The 21,004-nt window shown below is 64.6% G+C and carries 24 protein-coding genes and 1 riboswitch; of the genes, 15 read left to right on the top strand and 9 right to left on the bottom strand.

Going from position 1 to position 21,004, the window contains the following annotated elements:
* Window positions 1-156: 156 nt before the first annotated feature.
* Window positions 157-408, bottom strand: a complete 252-nt coding sequence (locus IVA93_RS05240; protein WP_007596812.1) for an accessory factor UbiK family protein — start codon at window positions 406-408, stop codon at window positions 157-159.
* 169 nt (window positions 409-577) lie between these two features.
* Between IVA93_RS05240 and IVA93_RS05235 the strand changes: the two genes are divergently transcribed.
* From IVA93_RS05235 to IVA93_RS05200, 8 genes are all read left to right on the top strand, one after another.
* Window positions 578-1,315, top strand: a complete 738-nt coding sequence (locus IVA93_RS05235) for a dienelactone hydrolase family protein (protein ID WP_018453519.1) — start codon at window positions 578-580, stop codon at window positions 1,313-1,315.
* 8 nt (window positions 1,316-1,323) lie between these two features.
* Complete coding sequence (lgt, locus tag IVA93_RS05230; protein ID WP_018453518.1) at window positions 1,324-2,169, top strand: prolipoprotein diacylglyceryl transferase; 846 nt, start codon at window positions 1,324-1,326, stop codon at window positions 2,167-2,169.
* Between the two features lie 21 nt (window positions 2,170-2,190).
* Window positions 2,191-3,309 (top strand): class I SAM-dependent methyltransferase, encoded by a 1,119-nt coding sequence (locus IVA93_RS05225; protein WP_018453517.1) that lies wholly within the window; start codon window positions 2,191-2,193, stop codon window positions 3,307-3,309.
* The gene (pgeF, locus tag IVA93_RS05220) at window positions 3,306-4,073 is read left to right on the top strand and encodes a peptidoglycan editing factor PgeF (RefSeq protein WP_018453516.1); all 768 of its coding nucleotides are present in this window, start codon (window positions 3,306-3,308) and stop codon (window positions 4,071-4,073) included. The genes IVA93_RS05225 and pgeF overlap by 4 nt, the downstream gene beginning before the upstream one ends.
* 113 nt (window positions 4,074-4,186) lie before the next feature.
* Window positions 4,187-4,795, top strand: coding sequence for a hypothetical protein (locus tag IVA93_RS05215; RefSeq protein ID WP_018453515.1), 609 nt, complete (start codon window positions 4,187-4,189; stop codon window positions 4,793-4,795).
* Between the two features lie 193 nt (window positions 4,796-4,988).
* Complete coding sequence (locus tag IVA93_RS05210) at window positions 4,989-5,942, top strand: ribose-phosphate pyrophosphokinase (protein ID WP_007614838.1); 954 nt, start codon at window positions 4,989-4,991, stop codon at window positions 5,940-5,942.
* A gap of 239 nt (window positions 5,943-6,181) precedes the next feature.
* The gene (locus IVA93_RS05205; RefSeq protein WP_018453513.1) at window positions 6,182-7,210 is read left to right on the top strand and encodes a putative zinc-binding metallopeptidase; all 1,029 of its coding nucleotides are present in this window, start codon (window positions 6,182-6,184) and stop codon (window positions 7,208-7,210) included.
* A complete protein-coding gene (locus IVA93_RS05200) occupies window positions 7,207-8,241 on the top strand; it encodes a D-alanine--D-alanine ligase family protein (protein ID WP_018453512.1) in 1,035 nt (344 codons plus the stop codon). The genes IVA93_RS05205 and IVA93_RS05200 overlap by 4 nt, the downstream gene beginning before the upstream one ends.
* Window positions 8,242-8,316: 75 nt before the next feature.
* Here IVA93_RS05200 and IVA93_RS05195 read toward each other — a convergent pair whose 3' ends face one another.
* A complete protein-coding gene (locus IVA93_RS05195) occupies window positions 8,317-8,880 on the bottom strand; it encodes a 6,7-dimethyl-8-ribityllumazine synthase (protein ID WP_026232546.1) in 564 nt (187 codons plus the stop codon).
* Between the two features lie 76 nt (window positions 8,881-8,956).
* A riboswitch (FMN riboswitch) is annotated at window positions 8,957-9,114 on the bottom strand.
* A gap of 411 nt (window positions 9,115-9,525) precedes the next feature.
* Here IVA93_RS05195 and IVA93_RS05190 point away from each other — a divergent pair.
* Both IVA93_RS05190 and proC read left to right on the top strand, forming a co-directional pair.
* Window positions 9,526-10,026, top strand: a complete 501-nt coding sequence (locus IVA93_RS05190; RefSeq protein WP_018453509.1) for a type III secretion system chaperone family protein — start codon at window positions 9,526-9,528, stop codon at window positions 10,024-10,026.
* A 193-nt stretch (window positions 10,027-10,219) separates the two neighbouring features.
* Window positions 10,220-11,047: a pyrroline-5-carboxylate reductase gene (proC, locus tag IVA93_RS05185; RefSeq protein ID WP_018453508.1), complete on the top strand. Its 828-nt coding sequence runs from the start codon at window positions 10,220-10,222 to the stop codon at window positions 11,045-11,047.
* 99 nt (window positions 11,048-11,146) lie between these two features.
* Here the strand turns inward: proC and IVA93_RS05180 are convergent, their stop codons facing one another.
* The 5 genes from IVA93_RS05180 to IVA93_RS05160 all read right to left on the bottom strand — a co-directional run bounded on the left by IVA93_RS05180 (window position 11,147) and on the right by IVA93_RS05160 (window position 15,485).
* On the bottom strand, window positions 11,147-11,551 hold the full coding sequence (locus IVA93_RS05180; protein WP_018453507.1) for a thioesterase family protein: 405 nt from the start codon (window positions 11,549-11,551) through the stop codon (window positions 11,147-11,149).
* Window positions 11,552-11,734: 183 nt separating this feature from the next.
* Entirely contained in the window at window positions 11,735-11,983 is a 249-nt protein-coding gene (locus IVA93_RS05175; RefSeq protein ID WP_083926322.1) for a tautomerase family protein, read from the bottom strand.
* A 55-nt stretch (window positions 11,984-12,038) separates the two neighbouring features.
* The gene (gene hisS, locus IVA93_RS05170; RefSeq protein ID WP_026232544.1) at window positions 12,039-13,559 is read right to left on the bottom strand and encodes a histidine--tRNA ligase; all 1,521 of its coding nucleotides are present in this window, start codon (window positions 13,557-13,559) and stop codon (window positions 12,039-12,041) included.
* Between the two features lie 50 nt (window positions 13,560-13,609).
* Window positions 13,610-14,134, bottom strand: a complete 525-nt coding sequence (locus IVA93_RS05165; RefSeq protein WP_247539324.1) for a YegJ family protein — start codon at window positions 14,132-14,134, stop codon at window positions 13,610-13,612.
* Between the two features lie 268 nt (window positions 14,135-14,402).
* Window positions 14,403-15,485: a branched-chain amino acid aminotransferase gene (locus IVA93_RS05160; protein ID WP_026232543.1), complete on the bottom strand. Its 1,083-nt coding sequence runs from the start codon at window positions 15,483-15,485 to the stop codon at window positions 14,403-14,405.
* Between the two features lie 338 nt (window positions 15,486-15,823).
* Between IVA93_RS05160 and IVA93_RS05155 the strand changes: the two genes are divergently transcribed.
* From IVA93_RS05155 to IVA93_RS05145, 3 genes are read left to right on the top strand one after another with little or no spacing between them, the layout of a single operon-like run.
* Window positions 15,824-16,363, top strand: coding sequence for a MarR family winged helix-turn-helix transcriptional regulator (locus IVA93_RS05155; RefSeq protein ID WP_007596846.1), 540 nt, complete (start codon window positions 15,824-15,826; stop codon window positions 16,361-16,363).
* Window positions 16,360-17,091 carry a response regulator gene (locus IVA93_RS05150; RefSeq protein ID WP_018453502.1) on the top strand — a complete coding sequence of 244 codons (732 nt, stop codon included), beginning with the start codon at window positions 16,360-16,362 and terminating at the stop codon, window positions 17,089-17,091. Before IVA93_RS05155 ends, IVA93_RS05150 begins: the two co-directional genes overlap by 4 nt.
* A gap of 17 nt (window positions 17,092-17,108) precedes the next feature.
* Window positions 17,109-18,497, top strand: a complete 1,389-nt coding sequence (locus IVA93_RS05145) for an ATP-binding protein (protein ID WP_018453501.1) — start codon at window positions 17,109-17,111, stop codon at window positions 18,495-18,497.
* 168 nt (window positions 18,498-18,665) lie between these two features.
* Here IVA93_RS05145 and IVA93_RS05140 read toward each other — a convergent pair whose 3' ends face one another.
* A complete protein-coding gene (locus IVA93_RS05140) occupies window positions 18,666-19,196 on the bottom strand; it encodes a DUF3617 domain-containing protein (protein WP_018453500.1) in 531 nt (176 codons plus the stop codon).
* A gap of 43 nt (window positions 19,197-19,239) precedes the next feature.
* Window positions 19,240-19,533, bottom strand: a complete 294-nt coding sequence (locus tag IVA93_RS05135; protein WP_026232542.1) for a hypothetical protein — start codon at window positions 19,531-19,533, stop codon at window positions 19,240-19,242.
* Between the two features lie 182 nt (window positions 19,534-19,715).
* On the opposite strand from IVA93_RS05135, the gene IVA93_RS05130 reads away from it, so the two are divergent.
* Complete coding sequence (locus tag IVA93_RS05130) at window positions 19,716-20,180, top strand: hypothetical protein (protein ID WP_018453498.1); 465 nt, start codon at window positions 19,716-19,718, stop codon at window positions 20,178-20,180.
* 119 nt (window positions 20,181-20,299) lie between these two features.
* Window positions 20,300-20,992 (top strand): ribonuclease T2 family protein, encoded by a 693-nt coding sequence (locus IVA93_RS05125; RefSeq protein ID WP_247539322.1) that lies wholly within the window; start codon window positions 20,300-20,302, stop codon window positions 20,990-20,992.
* Window positions 20,993-21,004: the final 12 nt, after the last annotated feature.

The following is a 21,004-nucleotide window of genomic DNA, read 5'->3' as shown; positions in this document are numbered from 1 at the left end:
TTAATGGGCCGCAACGCGGCCCATGGCATACGCCGCAGCAAGCCTCCAGGGGTGCGGGGGCTGCGGACGTGGCGGGCTTTTACCCGGAAGACGCGGAAATAACAAGGAGAATGGGCGGCCGGAAGGAACCGGATCGCCCGGAAGGAGCCGGCGGAGTTACCCGCCGAGCTTGGCCTCCAGCGCCGCGATGCGCGCCTTCAGGGCCTCGTTCTCCTCGCGCGCCAGGCGCGCCATATCCTTGACCGCCTCAAACTCCTCGCGCTTGACCAGGTCCATGTCGCGCAGGAATTTTTCGGCTTGGGTGCGCATCACCGTGTCGAACTCGCGCTTGACGCCCTGCGCGGCGCCGGCGGCATCGTTCATCAGGCGGCCGATCTCGTCGAAAAACCGGTTGTTGGTCTGGGTCATGTCGGTCTCCTGGCGGCTTTCGATGAACTCTGCGCGAACGCGCGGGGAGACAATGGCAATCCGATTGGGCGGGTTCAAGGGCCGATCGGCGGTATCCTTGTCATGCCCCGGTTTCCTTGCAATCGTATTCAACGTCCCTGCATAAGAAGAATCACAAAAGGCGCTCGAGATGATCGATCAGCAGATCGCGATCCCCACCAAGGACGGTCACACCGCAACCTTCATCAGCCATCCCGAACGCGGCGGGCCGTTTCCGGTCATCCTGTTCTACATGGACGCGCCGGCGATCCGCGAAGAGCTGCGCGACATGGCGCGCCGGCTCGCAACATCGGGCTATTACGTGATGCTGCCGAACCTCTATTACCGCTCCGGCGTGATGGAGCTCGGCGCGCTGCCGGCCGATCCGAACGCCCCGGAACGCAAGCGCATGTTCGCGCTGATGGGATCGCTCACGATCCCCATGATCATGGACGACACGCGGGCGTTGCTCACCTATGCCGAGGGCCAGGCGGCCGCGAACACCAAACTGATCGGTACAGTCGGCTACTGCATGAGCGGCCGCTACGCCGTCAACGCCGCCACGCATTTTCCCGATCGCGTCAAGGCCGCCGCTTCGGTCTACGGCACCCAGCTCGCAACCGACCAGGACGACAGCCCGCATCTGGCGGCAGCCAAGACCAAGGCCGAACTCTACTTCGCCTGCGCCGAGACCGACATCTACGCGCCCGCCGAGATCATCGAGAAGGTGAAGCAGGGCATGAGCGGCGCCAAAGCCGAAGTCGAGATCTATCCCGGCACCCATCACGGCTTCGCCTTCCCCAAGCGTCCGGCCTATCACCGCGACGCCGCCGAGCGGCATTGGGAGCGTCTGCTGGCGCTCTATCGCCGCAATCTCGTCCAGACATAGAAGGCGCGATGCAACTTCTGCTCATCGACTTTCCCGCCTTCAAGCCGATCGCGATCGAGATCGGCCCGTTCGCGATCCGCTGGTATGCCCTGGCCTATATCTGCGGCATCGTGTTCGGCTGGCTCTATGCGCGCTCGCTCCTGAAAAGGGAGCGGCTGTGGGGCGGCCCGGCGCCGATGTCGCTGGTGCAGATCGACGACTTCATTCTGTGGGTCACGCTCGGCATCATCCTCGGCGGCCGCACCGGTTATGTGCTGTTCTACAACCTGCCCTTCTTCATCGACCATCCCGCCGCGATTTTCAGGCTGTGGGAAGGCGGCATGTCCTTCCACGGCGGCTTCCTCGGCTGCGTCGTCGCGGTGATGTGGTTCGCCTATCGCAACCGCATCTCGATCCTGTCGCTCGGCGACATCACCACCGCCGTCGCTCCGGTCGGGCTGCTGCTCGGCCGCATCGCCAATTTCATCAACGGCGAATTGTGGGGCCGCGCCGCCGACCCGGAGCTGCCCTGGGCGATGATCTTCCCCAATGATCCCACCCAGCTGCCACGCCATCCGAGCCAGCTCTACGAGGCCGGCATGGAGGGCATTTTGCTGTTTGCCGCCCTCGCGATCATGATCCGCTTCGGCGCCCTGAAACGGCCGGGCATGATCCTCGGCGCCTTCATCCTGATCTATGGTTTGAGCCGGATCGCCGGCGAGCATTTCCGCGAACCGGACGTCCAGCTCGGCTTCCTCTGGGGCGGATTAACCATGGGCATGCTGTTGTCGATCCCGATGCTTATTGTAGGCCTCATACTTATTGTATTGGCAGTGAGGCGCGGTGCGCCCGAGCCCGTAGGGGCTATTCGTTAATTCCTTTTGAGAAGATAGGCCGTGACCGACCAGCCGTTACTCGACGAGATCAAGGCGCTGATCAAATCCTCGGGCCCCATGCCGGTCTGGCGGTACATGGAACTGTGCCTGATGCATCCGCGCTATGGCTACTACGTCTCGCGCGATCCGTTGGGACGAGAAGGCGACTTCACCACTGCGCCGGAGGTCAGCCAGATGTTCGGCGAGCTCTTGGGCCTGTGGACCGCCTCGGTGTGGAAGCAGATGGGCTCGCCGCAATTCCTGCGGCTGATCGAGCTCGGCCCCGGCCGCGGCACCATGATGGCCGACGCCCTGCGCGCGCTCCGCGTGCTGCCGCCGCTCTACCAGGCGCTCCACATCCACATGGTCGAGGTCAATCCCGTCCTCCGCGAGCGGCAGAGTGCGACGCTGTCGGGCGTGCGCAACATCGCCTGGCACGACAGCATCGACGACGTGCCCGAGGGACCGAGCATCATCCTCGCCAACGAATATTTCGACGTGCTGCCGATCCACCAGATGGTCCGACACGAGAACGGCTGGCACGAGCGCGTGATCGAGGTCGACGCCAACGGAAAACTTCAATTCGGCGCGGCGGCCGAGCCGACGCCGCGCTTCGAGGTGTTGCTGCCGCCTCTGGTGCGCGCCGCGCCCGTCGGGGCCGTGTTCGAATGGCGGCCCGATGCCGAGATCATGAAGCTCGCCAGCCGCGTGCGCGACCAGGACGGCGCGGCGCTGATCATCGATTACGGTCATCTGCGCAGCGATGCCGGCGACACCTTCCAGGCGATCGCGCGCCACACCTTCACCGATCCCCTGAAGGCGCCGGGCCAGGCCGACGTCACAGCCCATGTCGACTTCCAGGCGCTCGCGCGCGGGGCGGAGGACGTCGGCGCCCGCGTGCACGGGCCGGTGACGCAGGGCGATTTCCTCAAACGCGTCGGCATCGAGACCCGTGCAGCCGCCTTGATGCAGAAGGCGGCGCCTGACGTCGCCACCGACATTTCGATCGCGCTCAAGCGCCTGACCGAAACCGGGCGCAGCGGCATGGGTTCGATGTTCAAGGTGCTCGGCATCTCCGAGCCGCGGCTGACGGGCCTTGCGGGACTCAGCGATCTCGAACGCGCCGGAGACGATTCATGACGCTTGCCTCCTCGCTGCTGTCCGCGGTGCCCGGCCTGCGCCACGCCTTCTTCACCCGCGAGGGCGGCGTCTCGGGCGGCATCTATTCCGCGCTGAACGGCGGGCTCGGCTCCAATGACGACCAGGCCCTTGTTGCGGAGAACCGCCGCCGCATGGCCGAGCATGTCGGCGTCGCACCCGAACGCTTTCTCAGCCTGCACCAGATCCATTCGCCCGACGTGCTCGTGGCCGAAGCTCGGTGGCCGAGCGGGCCGCGGCCGAAGGGCGATGCGCTGGTGACGAAGGTGCCCGGCATCGCGCTCGGCGTCTCCACCGCCGATTGCGGACCGGTGCTGTTCGTCGATCCCAATGCGGGCGTGATCGGCGGCGCGCATGCCGGCTGGAAGGGTGCGCTCACCGGCGTGCTGGAGCAGACCATTTCGGCGATGGAAAAACTCGGCGCCTCGCGGAGCCGCATCATCGCCGCGATCGGCCCACTGATCCGCCAGGACAGTTATGAAGTCGGCAACGAGTTCGTGGCGCGCTTCATCGAGGCGGATGGAGACAACGCCATGTTCTTCATCCCGTCGGTGCGCGAGGGACACGCGATGTTCGACCTCGCCGGCTTCATCCGCAAGCGTCTGGAAGCCGCGGGCATCCTGATGATCGACGATCTCGGTCTGGACACCTACGCCGACGAACGCTTCTTCAGCTACCGCCGCTCGGTACATCGCAAGGAGCCGGATTACGGCCGCCACGTTCACGCGATCGCGCTCGAAGCGTGAACACAAAGGCAACCCCGTGTCATTCCGGGGCGATGCCTGCGCGCGATGATAGTGGCCTGTGGCGCCCCCGCCCTAGACGTTAATGCGTTTTAACGATATCGCTGCCCTCCATAATGAGGGACGCGTCATTCATCTTGCGCCGCGCGGGTTCGCGCGTGCTCGCGGTCATGCTGCTGACGGCCGCGCTTGGCGGCTGTGCCGGTGGCGGTGGCGCCGCGAACTCCTATGCGATGGCGCCGAGCGCCGGCTCGGGGGCGACAGTCGCGTTCGAATCGATCGACGGGCCGCCGCCGCAAGTGTTCGACCGCATGGTCGGCGTGCTCGACAGCGAATCCAAGCTGCGCAGCCTGTCCGTGGTCTCCCGCGAGGGGACGGCTGCCTACCGCGTGCGCAGCTACCTCTCCGCCCAGATCGTTCGTGGCAAGACCGTGATCGCCTGGGTCTGGGACGTCTACGACGCCAACCAGCAGCGGGCGCTGCGCCTTTCCGGCGAGGAACCGACCGCGGCCAAGGGCGGCCGGGATCCTTGGGGCGCTGCCGACGACCTCGTGCTGCGGAAGATCGCCCAGGCCGGATTCAGCGGACTTTCCAACATGATCAACGGTACACCGGATGCGCCGAACTCGGCGCCCGGCTTGCGCGGGCCGGCCGTGGCGAGCGTGATCCCGGAGGCTCCATTGGCCGACATGCCGGCCTCGGCGCTGGGCTATGCCGAGCGCTAACCCCCGCGAAACCACGGCCCCGTTTTCCGGCCAAACCGTTGGCCGGACTCGGGATTTCGCAGGGAAAACGTAGTGCCCCGGGTTGCCATTGCAGCCCCCGGCCTGATATTTCCTCGCCCGTCGTAACCGTGCTTCCAGTGGGTATTGTTTGATGTTGAACATCGTGTCCAGCAAAGCGCGGGAGGAAGCGTCCATGTCGGCCAAGAACGGCTCCATCAAGCTCGTCGCCGGCAACTCCAATCCGGCTCTCGCTCAGGCCATCGCGCAAGGTCTCGACCTGCCGCTGACCAAGGCGGTGGTACGGCGCTTCGCCGACATGGAGATCTTCGTCGAGATCCAGGAGAACGTGCGGGGCTCGGATGCCTTCGTCATCCAGTCGACCTCGTTTCCGGCGAACGACCATCTGATGGAATTGCTGATCATCACCGACGCACTGCGCCGCTCCTCGGCGCGCCGCATCACCGCGGTGTTGCCCTATTTCGGCTACGCCCGGCAGGACCGCAAGTCGGGTTCGCGCACGCCGATCTCGGCAAAACTCGTCGCCAATTTGATCACCCAGGCTGGCGTCGACCGCGTCATGACGCTCGACCTGCATGCCGGCCAGATCCAGGGCTTCTTCGACATCCCGACCGACAATCTCTACGCAGCGCCGCTGATGGTGCGCGACATCAAGGACAAGTTCGACCTCTCCAGGACAATGGTGATCTCGCCCGACGTCGGCGGCGTGGCGCGCGCACGCGGCCTCGCCAAGCGCATCAACACCCCGCTCGCGATCGTCGACAAGCGCCGCGAGAGGGCGGGTGAATCCGAGGTCATGAACGTCATCGGCGACGTCGCCGGCTACACCTGCATCCTGATCGACGACATCGTGGATTCCGGCGGCACGCTGGTGAACGCCGCTGACGCGCTGATCGCCAAGGGCGCCAAGGACGTCTACGCCTACATCACCCACGGCGTGCTCTCCGGCGGCGCGGCGGCCCGGATCACGAACTCCAGGCTGAAGGAGCTGGTGATCACCGACTCGATCCTGCCGACGGATGCGGTGAGCAAGGCCCCGAACATCCGCACGCTGCCGATCGCCAGCCTGATCTCCGACGCGATCGCGCGCACCGCGGCGGAAGAGTCGGTGTCGAGCCTGTTTGACTGAGGTTTTCGCCTCTGGCCGCTTGCGGAAAATCGTAGGGTGGGCAAAGGCGCAACGCGCCGTGCCCACCTTTTTTGTGGCCATGAAGACGGTGAGCACGCTTCCGCCTTCGCTCGTCGAGTTCCGGCGGACAAGTCGCTTTGCCCCCTACGGCCTCACGCGCCGCCGCCCCCCGGGTTGTTGCCAACGAGCGCCCATGACATCATCCGAATCCCGAGTCATCTCTGCCCTCTGGATGCCCGATGCCACGCCGGAAATTTGCCTGGGAGAAGCTGTCGGATGATGAGTTGCTCAAGCAACGCCTCTCCAGCCTGAGGGTTACGGTCGAAGGCACCTGGCTCGAGGATTGCGTCAGCGCGCTGTACGAGGAGCTCCAGGAGCGCGGCATCCGGCTGCGGCCGCACACCTGGATGTCGAGCGAATGGTTCAGTCCGGGCGGCGTTCCCGGCATCGCCATTCCGTTCTATCTCGCTCATCCCCGCCTGATGAAGCTCGAGAAGAAGATGATGTTCGACGTCGAGGGCGGAACCTGGCGTGAATGCATGGCCATCCTCCGTCACGAAGCGGGCCACGCCATACAGCACGGCTACCAGTTGCAGCGCCGCCGGCGCTGGCAGCAACTGTTCGGCCCGTCGTCGAAACATTATCCGCGCTATTACCGGCCCAATCCGGCCAGCCGGCGCTATGTCCAGCATCTGCGGCTCTGGTACGCGCAGAGCCATCCGGACGAGGATTTCGCCGAGACCTTTGCGGTGTGGCTGCGGCCCCGTTCGAACTGGCGGACACGATACGCCGGCTGGCCGGCGCTGAAGAAGCTCGAATATGTCGACGAACTGATGGGCGAGATCGCGGGCAAGCGACCGCTGATCACGACGCGGGAGCGTGTCGATACGCTGGGTCGGCTGAGCCAGACGCTCGAAGAGCACTACAAGAAGAAGCAGGCGTTCTACGCCTTCACGCCCCCCAAGACCTACGACCGCGATCTGTCCCGGCTGTTTTCAGCCGATCCACGGCATCACCGCTCGAAGCCGGCTTCGGCCCTGATCCGGCGGCACCGCGCCCATATCAGGCAGCTGGTGGCGCGATGGACGGGCGAGAATCAGCTTACACTCGATGCCGTGCTCGACGAGATGATCTCTCGCTGCCGCGAGCTCGATCTGCGTGCCGTCGGCCCCGAACAGAAGCTCGTTCTCGACTTCATCGTCCTCGTGACCGCCAAGACGATGCACACGATGTTTGGCCCGTCTCAACGAAAATGGATCGCGCTATGAGACGTCTGCGCATTCTGGTGCTCATGCATCCGGACTTCGTGCCGCCGGACTCCAGCGACGGACACACCGTGCAGGAGATCAACGCGTGGAAAACCGAATACGACGTCGTGAGTACCTTGCGCGCAGCCGGCCACGAGGTTCGACCACTCGGCGCGCAGGAGGAAATCAAGCCGGTGCGCGAGGCGATCGAGGAGTTCAAGCCGCACGTGGTGTTCACGCTGCTGGAGGAATTCCACAACAACGTCGCCTTCGACCAGCACATCGCGAGCTATCTCGAGCTGATGAAGGTCCCTTATACCGGGTGCAATCCGCGCGGCCTGACCCTGGCCCGCGGCAAGGATTTGTCCAAGACGCTGGTGCATCACCGCCGGATCGCTGCGCCGGCCTTTGCGGTCTTCCCGATGCGCCGCAAGGTGAAACGCCCGACACGCCTTGCGCTGCCGCTGATCGTCAAGAGCCTGAACATGGATGGCTCGTTCGGCATCTCGCAAGCCTCCATCGTCGACACCGACGAGAAGCTGGCCGAGCGGGTTGCCTTCATCCACGAGCGGGTCGAATCCGCCGCCATCGCCGAGCAGTTCATCGAGGGGCGAGAGCTTTACGTCGGCGTGCTCGGCAACAATCGCTTGCGCGTTCTGCCGGTCTGGGAGCTGAAATTCGGCAGCATGGGTGGCCGCTCGTCACGGCATATCGCCACGGAGAAGGCCAAGCACGACACCGACTATCAGGAGAAGGTCGGCATCGTCGACGGGCCTGCGAAGGATCTGGCGCCGGAAGTGACCGCCAGGATCCAGCGGGCCGCGAAACGCATCTACCGGGTGCTCGGCCTCGACGGCTATGCGCGCATCGATTTTCGTCTCACTGCCGACGGCACGCCATATTTCATCGAAGCCAATCCCAATCCCGAGATCGCCAAGAGCCAGGAGTTCGCCACGGCCGCTCTACATGACGGACTGAAATATCCGGCTCTCCTGCAGCGCATCCTGACGCTTGGGATCAGCCGCGCCAAAGCGGGGGTGTCACTGGGGTGATGACGGCGGCGATCGCCCTCATCCTTCGAGACGCGTTTCGCGCCCCTCGGGATGAGGGATGGTCGTTGCGCTGCGTTACACGATTCCCGCGGCGACCTGGCCGCGCAGGCGTTCGAGCCCGAGCAGTGTCTCCGCGCAGGCGGCTGCCACTTCGACGCCCTTGATGGCAAAATGCTTGCGGAAGAAATCGTAGTGCACCTCGGTCTCGTGGAATTGCTGCGGCGTCAGCACCGCGGAGAACACGGGCACCTCGGTGCGCAGCTGCACGTCCATCAACGCCTTGATCACGGTATCGGCGACGAACTCATGGCGGTAGATGCCGCCGTCGACGACGAGGCCGGCCGCGACGATCGCGGTGTAGCGTCGTGTCTTGGCCAGGATCTGCGCATGCAGCGGGATCTCGAACGAGCCCGGCACCTCGAACACGTCGACATGATTGAGGTGGCGCGCTTCTGCCTCCTTCGCGAAGGCGATGCGGGCCTCCTCGACCACGTCGCGGTGCCAGCAGGCCTGCACGAAGGCCACCCGCTGCGGTTTCGCGAAGCGCGGATGGTCGGGCACCGGATCTTGCGGAACCGGCGGTGGCGTTTGAGTTGGTTGGGACGTTTCGGCTTGGGGATCTTGCAACATCTGATTCATGGCTTTCCTCAGTTAAGGACCAGAATCAGGGCACACGGAACGACAAACAGCCGCATCCTGCGATGCGTCTGCCACCGACCGTTCTCTTTCATCCGGACTTTAACCGTCGGCTTCGGAGTTGCACCGAATCTGCTGACCCTTCCCCTCAGCAAGGCTTTGAGGAAGGCGCTCGCGGGCTTAGGCCTTACGGCCCTTACCGCCGGTGGGGACTTTCACCCCGCCCTGAGAACATCGGCCGCCCGGGATGAACGGCCTGACCGGAATATGACGCCGGTTCGGGGCCGCGGCAAGCGGGTTCCGCATGGGAAAACCGCATGGTCCCATGCCGCCATGGCGGTCCAGGGGGCACGCGACGGAATTAGCGATTGGCAGGCCTTTGGCGAATCCGATTCCGGTTTGTTCTTCTCCATCCGGTTCGGCCTCACCGGCGTTAATAATTGTGGCGGAGATGAGCTGTGGACGAACGAGTCCTGACTTGTGGACGGACTCGGCAGCCAGTTGCGCAGATTCCGCAAATCACATCAGTTGATCCGCGACAAGCCCGCGCTGATCCGAATGGATCGCCTTAGCAAGATTTAAGGGAGCGCGCGGCGGACCAACCGCGTGCGTATCAAAGACAACAAAAAGGCAAGAGGTCGAGACGGCATGTCCCTGCTCGAAGGCACCATCGATTCCAAAAACCATCCGCTCGCGGTGGTCGAGGATATCGCTGCCAGCAACAACTGGCCGTTCGAACGCTCCGGCGAAGACGAACTCACGATTGTCTCCAAGGGACAATGGACCGACTACCAGATCTCCTTCACCTGGATGGGCGAGATCGAGGCGCTGCATCTGGCCTGCGCGTTTGACATGAAGATCCCGGTTGCGCGGCGACCGGAGGTCCAGCGGCTCGTGGCCGCGGTCAACGAGCAATTGTGGGTCGGGCACTTCGACCTGTGGACCACCACCGGCATGATCATGCACCGGCAGGCCCTGGTGCTGCCGGGCGGGCTCATCGCCTCCACCGGCCAGTGCGAAGCCATGCTCGCAGGCGCCATCCACGCCTGCGAACGCTATTTCCCGGCGTTCCAGTTCGTGGTGTGGGCAGGCAAGTCCACGACGGAAGCCATGGACGCGGCCATGTTCGACACGGTGGGCGAGGCGTAAGCGCACTCAGCTCTCCAGCGCGTGAGGAAGGCGTCGCTCCCTGCTCGCCGTCGTCCCGGCGAAGGCCGGGACCCATACCGCGTGATTTCGCTTGTGGCACGCTGCTTGTTGCCAACACCTCCATCCATTAAAACCAGTTGTGGTTATGGGTCCCGGCCTTCGCCGGGACGACACTGAGTTTGTGGCAACGGCTATGACGAGCAACAACACTCTCGAGAACATCACCGGCACCATCCTGCTCGCCGGTGCCGGCAAGATGGGCGGCGCGATGCTGACCGGATGGCTTTCGGGCGGGCTCGATCCGCGCCGCGTCGCGGTGATCGATCCGCACATCTCGGCCGAGATCACCGCACTTGCCGCCAAGGGGATTGCGCTCAATCCTGATGTGACGACGGCAGGCCAGGTCGAGACGCTCGTCGTCGCGGTGAAGCCGCAAATGTTCCGCGAGGCCGGCGCCAAGCTGAAGCCATTCGTCTCCGACAAGACCGCGGTGGTGTCGATCATGGCGGGAACCACGATCGCCTCGCTCGAGGAGGTCTGCGGCGGCGCGGTGGTGCGCGCGATGCCGAACACGCCGGCCGCGATCGGTCGCGGCATCACGGTGGCTGTCGCCGCGAACAATGTCAGCGCACAGCAACGCGCGGTGGCCGATGCGCTGCTACGCGCCACCGGCTCGGTCGAATGGGTCAACGATGAGAGCCTGATGGACGCGGTCACTGCGGTGTCCGGCTCGGGTCCGGCCTATGTGTTTTTGCTGGCCGAGGAACTCGCGCGCGCCGGTGTCGAGGCGGGATTGCCCGAGGCGCTCGCGACAAAACTCGCGCGCGAAACCGTCGCCGGCTCGGGTGAACTTCTCCACCAGTCGGAGCTTGCGTCCGGCACGCTGCGCCAGAACGTCACCTCGCCCGGCGGTACCACGGCCGCGGCACTCGGCGTGCTGATGGGCGAGCCCGGCCTGCGCGATCTGATGATCCGCGCCATCGCGGCGGCGACGAAGCGGTCGAAGGAATTGGCGAAGTAAGAAAGTGTGCCGTAGGGTGGGCAAAGCGAAGCGTGCCCCACCCATTCGAATGCAATCGCGGAAAGATGGTGGGCACGGCGCTCCGCGCCTTTGCCCACCCTACGATTTCGAGCCTGCGGCTAGCCGCTTGTTGAACATCTCGACATTGACGAGCCCGCGCGCGTGGCGCCCTTCGCCGAGTTTTCGCGGGCCTTCGAAGGCCTCGACCTCGAAGCGGATGACGCGGCGCTCGACCGCGAAAACCTTCGCAGTGGTCCGCACCGTCGCACCGACGAGGGCTGCTGCAAGATGGCGGATATCGACCTCGGTGCCGACGGTGACCCAGCCCGGCTGAAGCGCCGCACGAATCGCATCGCCCGACGTCATCTCCATTTCCAGGATCATCATCGGCGTCGCATAGACCATCGGCATGCCGGGCACGAAATGCCCGACCGTGCGCTCCACCGGCACCACCAGCGTGCGCTCGGCGCTCATGCCGACCTTGATGAAGTCGCGTGCGTCCATGGGGCCTCCCCCCGTCGTCCTGGACAAGCGCAGCGAAGCGGAGCGCCGATCCAGGACCCATTACCCCGACCCAACATTGTCATGCGCGGTCTAAACCACGACCTGCTGCGACAACTGCCGCTTGGGGTAATGGGTCCTTGGCTTTCGCCAGGACGACCTTTGTGGTTGCCGAACCAGCGCCGGCTACTTCTTCGCAGCCGCCGCGCGCTCCACGAACGTCTTGCCGCCCTTCATCTTGTGGCGGAGCGGGGCTTCATTGATCTGGATGACGACGGCGTCGGCATCGACGCCGAGATTCTTCACCAGTGCCTGGGTGATGTCGCGCATCATGCCGGCCTTTTGTTCGTCGGTGCGGCCTTCGGCCATGCTGACAGTGATCTCAGGCATTTTTCTCTCCCTTGGGGCCGGACACCGGCCATTGACGGGCGCCATCAAACAGGAGGTAGATGTCCGGGACAAGCCCGGGCATGGCGACGTCAGCGAATGGCTAGCCCCAGCTCACGTCATGCCGCGCCAACACCTCGCGCACTTTGGCGACGAGGTCGGCCTCGCTGCACGAGAACTGCGCCGGGCGGCTCTCGCGCCATTCCTGGTTGGAAGCGATCGCGGCCGCCGCCTTCGCGCCCTCGATCAGATCCTTGATCTGCACCTCGCCACGCGCTTTTTCATCCGAGCCCTGGATGATGACGCAGGGCGCATTGCGGCGATCGGCATATTTGAGCTGGTTGCCCATGTTCTTGGGATTGCCGAGATAGAGTTCGGCGCGAATGCCGGCGGTTCGCAACGATGCGACCATCTTCTGATAGTCGGCGACGCGGTCGCGGTCGAACACGGTGACGACGACGGGGCCGAACTCGGGCCGCGTGTCGAGCTTGCCAAGCAGAGTCAGCGCGGCCTGAAGCCGCGACACGCCGATCGAGAATCCGGTCGCCGGCACCGGCTCGCCGCGAAAGCGCGAGACGAGACCATCATAGCGGCCACCACCGCCGACCGAGCCGAAGCGGACCGGGCGGCCCTTGTCATCCTTGGTCTCGAGCAGCAATTCGACCTCGTAGACGGGGCCCGTGTAATATTCGAGACCGCGCACCACGGAGGGATCGATCTTGATGCGGTCCGCGCCGTACCCCGACGCCGTCACCAGTTTCGCGATCTCTTCCAGCTCGCTCACGCCGGCCTGACCGACTTCGCTCTTGGCGAGATAGACCTCCGCCGCGGCGATCGCCTCTTTCCAATCGTCGCGCGGTTTGGTGATGGCGAGAACGACGTCAGCCTCCGACGCGCTCAAATTGGCGCCCTTCGTGAAGTCGCCCTTGCCTTCTTCGCCGCCATCCCATCTACCGGGACCGAGCAGTTTGCGAACTTCCTCGGCGGGAAATTTGTCGAGCTTGTCGATCGCGCGCAGCACCGTCAGTCTGCGTGCTGCGTTCTCTTCGCCGCCGAGCCCGATGGCTTCCAGAACGCCGTCGAGCACCTTGCGATTGTTCACCTTGACGACATACGAGCCGCGCGCAATGCCTAGCGCTTCCATCGTGTCCGCGGCCATCATGCAGATCTCCGCGTCCGCCGCCGGCGTGGCCGATCCCACCGTATCCGCATCGAACTGCATGAACTGGCGGAAGCGGCCGGGGCCGGGCTTCTCGTTGCGGAAGACGTAGCCGACGCGGTAGCTGCGGTAGGGCAACACAAGACCGTCGGTCCCGTATCGCTCGCCGACATAGCGGGCGAGCGGCGCGGTCAAATCATAGCGGAGGCTGATCCACTGCTCGTCGTCGTCCTGGAACGAGAACACGCCCTCGTTCGGACGATCCTGGTCGGGCAGGAACTTGCCGAGCGCGTCGGTGTATTCCATCGCCGGCGTTTCCACCGGCTCGAACCCGTAGAGTTCGTACACGGTCCGGATCTTTTCCACCATCTCGCGCGTCGCCCGGATCGCGGCGGGATCGCGATCCTCGAGCCCGCGCGGCAGGCGCGCCTTCAGTTTCTGGGATTTTTTGGGTTTTTCGGCCATGCGCGGCATTTACCAGCCGACGCGTGATGCGGCAACTGCCGGGTAATCGCTTACGGCTGCTCCATCCGCGCCCGGAGCGCGTCGGCATCCGCATTCGGCAGCGACTTCAGCGTTGGCTTGATGGTTTCGCCGCCGACGATCTTGCCGTTGCGCATGAACATCCAGTCCGAGATGTCGGCTTCAGTGAATTCGACCTTATCGCCTGCCCGCTTGCCGGCCAGATCGCGTGGCTCGTTGGCGAAGAGGCCGGAATAGGCCCCATTGGGTAGCTTCTTCACCTCGGCCATCCAGATGTGCTCACCGCCTTTGCGGGTCGAAAAGTGCACCTTCAGGGCATGCCCTGTCTCCGACGGCTTCGGCGCCTCGTAGGAGGCCCAAAAGGTCGGCAGCGTGCCGCGGGCGCGCGCGATCGCGGTGTTCATCTCCGGATCGGTGGTGCGCACGTCGACGACGGGCGAACGGCCCTCAGCGGAGACGTCCGGCTTGGGGCCGATGGTCAGAATGCCGAATACGGTGATGCCGGTGACCGCGGCAAGAACGACCCATTTCAGGGACTGGGGAAGAGTGGATGTCATGATCGCGATGTCCGGATGACTCGATGTCTGGGTATGCGAGGTCTTGGACTTTGTCGCACGATCATGGTGTCGCGTTCATGGCGAGAAAAGCCAACCAGCGATGCCCTTTTCCCCTCTCCCCTTGTGGGAGAGGGTGGCTCGCCGCGTAGCGGCGAGACGGGTGAGGGGTTCTATCCGCGAGTCCAACTGACCCTTGAACTCGCGGATAGAACCCCTCATCCGGCGCTTCGCGCCACCTTCTCCCACAAGGGGAGAAGGAAGAAGGGCCTCAATCCACCTTCCGGATCCAGTTGTGCGGATCGTTGGTGCGGCCGTACTGGATGTCGACGAGCTGCTTGCGCAGGCCCATGGCGACGGGGCCCGCGGCACCGCCGCTGATCTCGAAATCGCCGCTCACCGAGCGCACCGTGCCGATCGGCGAGATCACGGCGGCGGTGCCGCAGGCAAACGCTTCCTTCAGCTTGCCGCTGGCCGCATCCTTGCGCCACTGGTCGAGCGAGTACGGCTCCTCACGCACGGTCTTGCCGGCGTCTTTGGCCAGCGCAATGATGGAGTCGCGGGTGATGCCGGGCAGGATGGTGCCCAGCGGCGGCGTCGAGAGCGACCCGTCGTCGAACACGAAGAACACATTCATGCCGCCGAGCTCTTCGATGTAGCGGCGCTCGATTGCATCGAGAAAGACGACCTGGTCGCAGCCGTGCTGGATCGCCTCGGCCTGCGCACGCAGGCTTGCGGCATAGTTGCCGCCGCATTTGACGGCGCCGGTGCCGCCGACGGCAGCGCGCGTGTAATTCTCCGACACCCAGATCGAGACCGGCGCGGGGCCGCCCTTGAAGTAGGAGCCGACCGGCGAGGCGATCACCGCGAAAATGTATTCGGACGACGGCTTGACGCCGAGGAAGGTCTCGCTCGCGATCATGAAGGGGCGCAGGTAAAGGCTGCCCTCGCCGCCCGGCATCCAGGCGCGATCGATGCGCACGATTTGCTCGACCGCCTCGATGAAGACGTCTTCAGGGAGCTGCGCCATCGCCATGCGGTCCGCCGAGTCCTTGAAGCGCCGGGCATTGGCATCGGGGCGAAACAGGTTCACGCCGCCGTCGTCGCGCTTGTAGGCCTTGAGGCCTTCAAAAATTTCCTGGGCGTAGTGCAGGACGGCGCCGGCCGGATCGAGCTGGAAATTGGCGCGGGCCTCGACACGCGCCTCGTACCAGCCACCCTTGGCCTGGTTGTAGCGGACCACTGCCATGTGGTCGGTGAAGACCCGCCCGAAACCGGGGTCGACCAGCTTGGCGACCCGATCCTTCTCGGAGGTCGGATTGGATGCGGGCTGGATGTCGAATTTCATGCTCATGTCCTTGCCTCCCGCTGCCGGTAGCGGCGCCGTTGTGGCACCCGCCTGCCCCGATTTGGGCCCGGCTGGCTCGATTGGTTTCTGGCCGGACCGCCGCCAGCCTTGTTACGGCCGGTTTCCGTGGCCAGCATGTCACGGAGGACATGCTTTTGCGGAAGACGGAAGTCCAGTATGTTTTGCCGAAATGCCGTTCGACATCGCACGGTAGATCTGCTCCGGCCGTTGCCGCCTGTCCGGCCCACTGCGGCCGCCTTGCTTCGACGCCCACCCGACGCGAAACGATCTAAAATTTCGTGCGGGCTGATCGTTTTGTAAAATTGAGACCAAGATACGTCAATATGCCTGACATAAATTTCGCGACTCCTTCTCAAGACGCAGCCGGGCCGCGGCCGGCCGCAGACGACGGAGGCAATTTGCGCTGGGATATCATCGAACTGCTGTTCTTCGCCTATCGCGATTTTGTCGGCGATCCCGACCAGGAGCTGGAGGCGTTCGGCTTCGGCCGGGCCCATCACCGCGTCATGCACTTTGTCTATCGTTATCCCGGCCTCAAGGTCGCCGACCTCCTCGACGTCCTGCGCATCACCAAGCAATCGCTCGGCCGGGTGCTCAAGCAGCTCCTGGACGAGGGCTATATCGTGCAGAAGACCGGCGACAATGATCGCCGCCAACGCCTGCTGTTTGCGACACCGAAGGGCGAGGCGCTGGTGCAGAAGCTCGCCGGCCTCCAGACCACGCGCATCACCAAGGCGCTTGCCGAGATGGCGCCGCAGGATGCCGAGACCGTCAAGCGCTTCCTGCGCGCGATGATCGACCGCGACGATCCGGACAAGGTGCTCGAGACGATCTTTGCCACCGTCAATCAGGACAAGGAGTGACCGTGCCGCTCGCTGCCACGCTCGCACGCCCGCCGGCACGTCCCGCAGACGATGCCCCGCATCTCCTGCTGGTCGATGACGACCGCCGCATCCGCGATCTGCTCTCGCGCTTCCTTGCCGGCGAAGGTTATCGCGTCTCGACCGCCGCGAGCGCTAGCGATGCCCGTTCCAAGCTTTTGGGCCTGCACTTCGACCTCTTGATCCTGGATGTCATGATGCCCGGCGAGACCGGCTTCGATCTCGCCCGTTTCATCCGGACCTCGTCCTCGGTGCCGATCGTGATGCTGACGGCGCGGCATGAAGCCGAAGCGCGCATCGAGGGCCTGCAGATCGGTGCCGACGATTACGTCGCAAAGCCGTTCGAGCCGCGCGAGCTTGCGCTGCGCATCAACAACATCCTCAAGCGCGCCGCGCCGCCGCCACAGGCCGCTGCGGTCGAGAAGATCGCGTTTGGCCCGTACATCTATCACCTCGACCGCGGCGAATTGCGCCAGGGCGAAGACGTCATTCACCTCACCGACCGCGAGCGCGAGATGCTGCGGATTTTGTCGGAGACACCGGGCGAGACCGTGCCGCGCAGCGCGCTGACCGGCAATGGCAGCGTCAACGAGCGCGCCGTCGACGTGCAGATCAACCGCCTGCGGCGCAAGATCGAGACCGATCCCGCCAATCCGCTGTTCCTCCAGGCCGTGCGCGGCATCGGCTACCGGCTGGTAGCCTCGCCATAAAGAGTGAACCGCCACCGATGAGCACGATCGATACCGGCCTGACGCTTTTGAAGAGCGCCGCCGGCCGCGTCTCCGCCGCCAATGGCTGGATGGGCAATGCGTTCAAGGGCTGGATGCCGACCGGCCTTTATGCGCGTGCGCTGCTGATCATGATCGTGCCGATGGTGATCCTGCAATCGGTGGTCGCCTTCGTGTTCATGGAGCGGCACTGGAACACGGTGACACGCCGCCTGTCGGCCGCGGTGGTGCAGGACATCGCCGCGCTGATCGACGTCTACAAGGGCTACCCGCAAGACAAGGATCGCGACCAGATCCGCCGCATCGCGCAGCAGCGCCTGGGCCTCGTCGTCGATTTCCTCCCGGCCGGCGACATGCCGCCGCCGGGACCAAAGCCGTTCTTCTCGCTGCTCGACCAGACGCTGTCGGTGCAGCTCGGCCGCCAGATCGGGCGCTCCTTCTGGATCGACACGGTCGGCCGCTCCAACCTCGTCGAGATCCGGATCCAGCTCGACGACGCCGTGATGCGCGTGTTCGCGCAGCGCAGCGCCGCCTATGCCTCGAACTCGGAGATCTTCCTGTTCTGGATGGTCGGCACGTCCTCGATCCTGCTGATCGTCGCGGTGCTATTCCTGCGCAACCAGATCAAGCCGATCCTGCGACTTGCCGACGCCGCCGAAAGTTTTGGCAAGGGCCGCGAGGCGCCGAATTTCCGCCCGCGTGGCGCGCGCGAGGTGCGGCGCGCGTCGGTCGCCTTCCTCGAAATGAAGTCGCGCATCGAGCGAACGATGGAGCAACGCACCGCGATGCTAGCCGGCGTCAGCCATGATCTGCGCACGATCCTGACGCGGTTCAAGCTCGAGCTGGCGTTGATCGGCGACAGCCCCGAAATGGAGGGCATGCGCAAGGACGTCGACGAGATGTCGATGATGCTCGAGGACTACCTCGCGTTTGCCCGCGGCGATTCCGGCGAGCAGTCGCAGCCGACCGACATGGCCCAGGCGCTCGAGGAGCTGCGCAGCGACGCCGAGCGCCACGGCCACACGGCGACCGTTGCGTTCAACGGGCTGCCCGTGGTCACGGTGAAGCCGGCCTCATTCAAGCGCTGCCTCGCCAACCTCGTCACCAACGCCGCCCGCTACGGCAAGAGCATCGCCATCACCGGCCAGCGCGATCACCGTTATTTGACCGTGACGGTGGACGATGACGGGCCGGGCATTCCCGCCCATCTGCGCGAAGAGGTGTTCAAGCCGTTCCTGCGGCTCGACAACGCCCGCAACCAGGACGAAGGCGGCACAGGTCTTGGCCTCGCGATCGCCCGCGACATCGCCCGCTCGCACGGCGGCGACATCACGCTTGGCGACAGTCCGATGGGCGGATTAAGGGCGAGCGTGCGGATACCGGTGTAGCTGCCTCTTCCCTTCTCCCCCTGTGGGAGAAGGTGGCGCGAAGCGCCGGATGAGGGGTCTCTCTCCGCGAATTCAAAGCGAAAAGAGTCACACGCGGAGACAAACCCCTCACCCGTCTCGCCGCTGCGCGGCGGCCACCCTCTCCCACAAGGGGAGAGGGGAAGAGCCTTACTTCGGCAGCAGCGCCTTCAGCTTGTCCATGTCACGCACGTTCATCTTGAAGCCGCCGGGCATCACGATGTCGCCGGGCTTCTGGTCCGGCTTGCAGGCTCCCAGCCATTTCGCTTCGAGCTGCACGGTCGTGTCGCGGCCTGCCGCGCCGGCGGCGCCGCCTTGCGCGTGCGACGACGTCTTCACCGTATAGGCCGAATTGAAATCGCCGGTGATCTCAGCATGCGAAGTCGTGCTGATGCCGGCGACATTGCACTCGGAATCGCTGACATAGCCGGTCGCGGTCTTCTTGATGTCCTGCTTGGCGCAGATCTGCTTGGCCATCGGCGAGACGTTGTTGTTCATTTCCTTGTCGACGGTCTCGTCGGTGCAGTGCTGCATGGTCATCTCGGGCACCGGCGTGCCGGTCCGGACCATCTTCAATTCCCACAGCCCTGCCTTACGCACCGGCAGGTCGTCAGCGCGAGCGCTGCCTGCCGACAACACGAGGCAAAGGGCGGAGCCGAGCAAAGCGAGTTTGCGCGTCATGTGGGAAGTTCCCGGCTGAGAGGTAGCGGCGTGCGAAAGCGCCTCAGTAGAGCGTGCGGATCGGCTGGTCGGCGGCGCCATAGGGCACCCAGCGGCAGGAGAACGAGATGTAGCCGCCCTCATAGGCCTGCACCGCCAGGAATTTGGCGACTTTGCCATAGCGCGCGCAGTGATCGACCGCGACCTGCCGCGCATCGACCTGGGTTGCCATCGAATAGGCGATGATGCCGCCGGTGTCGTTGCCCTTGAACGGAGGCACCGGAAGCAGATCGGCATGCGCCGACTGGCTCGCCATCATACCCAAGGCAAGTAGGCCCGCGGCCGCAATGATTCGCATTCCCGTCACTCCGATTGGTTGGCGGCAGTTTACGGTGTCGGCGCGGCGGTGGAAAGAACGGATGGCCGGTCCAACGCAGCATTGCGGTCAACTCGTCGGCAAGTGTTGCCGCGCTGCACTTGACCTCCCCCGGCCTTCACGGCACCGTCCGACCCTTGCAGATCATGCTGTCTGGATCATCCATGCGCGCCTCGACCTTCCTGAAATCGCTCCGCTTTGCCGCCGTGCTCGGCCTCCTGTTCGGGGCGCTGTCGCTCGGCGAGGCCAGGGCCGCCAATCCGCTGGAGCTGAATTTCTGGCTGAGCGGGCCGCGCTATGACGGCAACGTCTCCGAGTGCGACAGGGCGCTGCCGACGATCGCGACCCAGTTCTGGGAGAAAGAAAGCGCGTTCTGGAATTCTTCGTTGAAGATCACCGGCTTCGCCGCAGTTCACGAGACCGCGTTCCGGCCTTGGGCATCCGACAACATCCCGCGCCGCTATTGCACCGGCGAGGCCATGCTCACGGACGGCAAGATGCGCAAGGTGCATTTCTCGATCGTGGAGGATGGCGGCTTCGCCGGCTACGGCCAAGGCGTCGAATGGTGCGTGGTCGGGCTCGACCGCAACTGGGCCTACAACCCGGCCTGCCGCGCCGCCAAACAGTAATTGAAACGTTCTGATCCGGACCGATCAGGCGGCCGAACGACGGTCACCCGCATTTTGTTCTTGAAATGTTCTTATCGCCTGCTAGGCTTGTCTGCACAGTCTAGTTGAGGGGCGTCGCCATGTTTCATTCCAGATTGCATTCGTTCTCCCGCCTGATGATCTCGCTGACGCTTGCGGCCGGGCTGGCTGCGCTGGGCGATGGCGCAAAGGCCCAGGACAAGCGGCAGAACACGCCCGGCGAATTCGATTTTTATGTGCTGTCACTGTCTTGGTCGCCCTCTTTCTGCGAGGAGGCGGCGGAGCGCGGCGGCCGCTCGCAGACCCAGTGCAGCGGACGGCCCTACGCTTTCGTGGTGCATGGTTTGTGGCCGCAATATGAGAGCGGATTTCCGGAATATTGCCAGCGGCCCTCGCCGCGGCTGAACCGCAGCATCGTCTCCTCCATGCTCGATCTGATGCCGGCGCCGGGGCTGATCTTCAATGAGTGGGACAAGCACGGCACCTGCTCGGGGCTCGCTGACCGCAGCTATTTCGAGACGATCCGCAAGGCGCGCGCCGCGATCAAGATTCCAGCCGAATATCTCGATCTATCGCAGGCCAAGACCGTGGCGCCGGCGGAGGTGGAGGAAGCCTTCATCAAGGCCAATCCGGGCCTCAGCAATGCCGCCGTCTCGATCACCTGCAACCGGACGCGGCTATCGGAAGTCCGCATCTGCCTCAGCAAGGACCTGCAATTCCGCGCCTGCGAGGAGATCGACCGCCGCGCCTGCCGCCGCGACCAGGTGACGATGCCGCCGATCCGGGGTGGCTAGCCCAGGCGTCGT

This window comes from Bradyrhizobium sp. 155 (assembly GCF_023101105.1).
GTDB lineage: Bacteria > Pseudomonadota > Alphaproteobacteria > Rhizobiales > Xanthobacteraceae > Bradyrhizobium > Bradyrhizobium canariense_D.
The sequence above is the reverse complement of the archived record's forward strand: the minus strand, read 5'-3'. Positions and strand labels throughout refer to the sequence as shown.

Coding starts and splice junctions, on each gene's coding strand:
- IVA93_RS05240 (WP_007596812.1), bottom strand. CDS start 408: ATGACCCAGACCAACAACCGGTTTTTCGACGAGATCGGCCGCCTGATG.
- IVA93_RS05235 (WP_018453519.1), top strand. CDS start 578: ATGATCGATCAGCAGATCGCGATCCCCACCAAGGACGGTCACACCGCA.
- lgt (WP_018453518.1), top strand. CDS start 1,324: ATGCAACTTCTGCTCATCGACTTTCCCGCCTTCAAGCCGATCGCGATC.
- pgeF (WP_018453516.1), top strand. CDS start 3,306: ATGACGCTTGCCTCCTCGCTGCTGTCCGCGGTGCCCGGCCTGCGCCAC.
- IVA93_RS05215 (WP_018453515.1), top strand. CDS start 4,187: ATGAGGGACGCGTCATTCATCTTGCGCCGCGCGGGTTCGCGCGTGCTC.
- IVA93_RS05210 (WP_007614838.1), top strand. CDS start 4,989: ATGTCGGCCAAGAACGGCTCCATCAAGCTCGTCGCCGGCAACTCCAAT.
- IVA93_RS05205 (WP_018453513.1), top strand. CDS start 6,182: ATGCCACGCCGGAAATTTGCCTGGGAGAAGCTGTCGGATGATGAGTTG.
- IVA93_RS05200 (WP_018453512.1), top strand. CDS start 7,207: ATGAGACGTCTGCGCATTCTGGTGCTCATGCATCCGGACTTCGTGCCG.
- IVA93_RS05195 (WP_026232546.1), bottom strand. CDS start 8,880: ATGAATCAGATGTTGCAAGATCCCCAAGCCGAAACGTCCCAACCAACT.
- IVA93_RS05190 (WP_018453509.1), top strand. CDS start 9,526: ATGTCCCTGCTCGAAGGCACCATCGATTCCAAAAACCATCCGCTCGCG.
- proC (WP_018453508.1), top strand. CDS start 10,220: ATGACGAGCAACAACACTCTCGAGAACATCACCGGCACCATCCTGCTC.
- IVA93_RS05180 (WP_018453507.1), bottom strand. CDS start 11,551: ATGGACGCACGCGACTTCATCAAGGTCGGCATGAGCGCCGAGCGCACG.
- IVA93_RS05175 (WP_083926322.1), bottom strand. CDS start 11,983: ATGGCGCCCGTCAATGGCCGGTGTCCGGCCCCAAGGGAGAGAAAAATG.
- hisS (WP_026232544.1), bottom strand. CDS start 13,559: ATGGCCGAAAAACCCAAAAAATCCCAGAAACTGAAGGCGCGCCTGCCG.
- IVA93_RS05165 (WP_247539324.1), bottom strand. CDS start 14,134: ATGACATCCACTCTTCCCCAGTCCCTGAAATGGGTCGTTCTTGCCGCG.
- IVA93_RS05160 (WP_026232543.1), bottom strand. CDS start 15,485: ATGAGCATGAAATTCGACATCCAGCCCGCATCCAATCCGACCTCCGAG.
- IVA93_RS05155 (WP_007596846.1), top strand. CDS start 15,824: ATGCCTGACATAAATTTCGCGACTCCTTCTCAAGACGCAGCCGGGCCG.
- IVA93_RS05145 (WP_018453501.1), top strand. CDS start 17,109: ATGAGCACGATCGATACCGGCCTGACGCTTTTGAAGAGCGCCGCCGGC.
- IVA93_RS05140 (WP_018453500.1), bottom strand. CDS start 19,196: ATGACGCGCAAACTCGCTTTGCTCGGCTCCGCCCTTTGCCTCGTGTTG.
- IVA93_RS05135 (WP_026232542.1), bottom strand. CDS start 19,533: ATGCGAATCATTGCGGCCGCGGGCCTACTTGCCTTGGGTATGATGGCG.
- IVA93_RS05130 (WP_018453498.1), top strand. CDS start 19,716: ATGCGCGCCTCGACCTTCCTGAAATCGCTCCGCTTTGCCGCCGTGCTC.
- IVA93_RS05125 (WP_247539322.1), top strand. CDS start 20,300: ATGTTTCATTCCAGATTGCATTCGTTCTCCCGCCTGATGATCTCGCTG.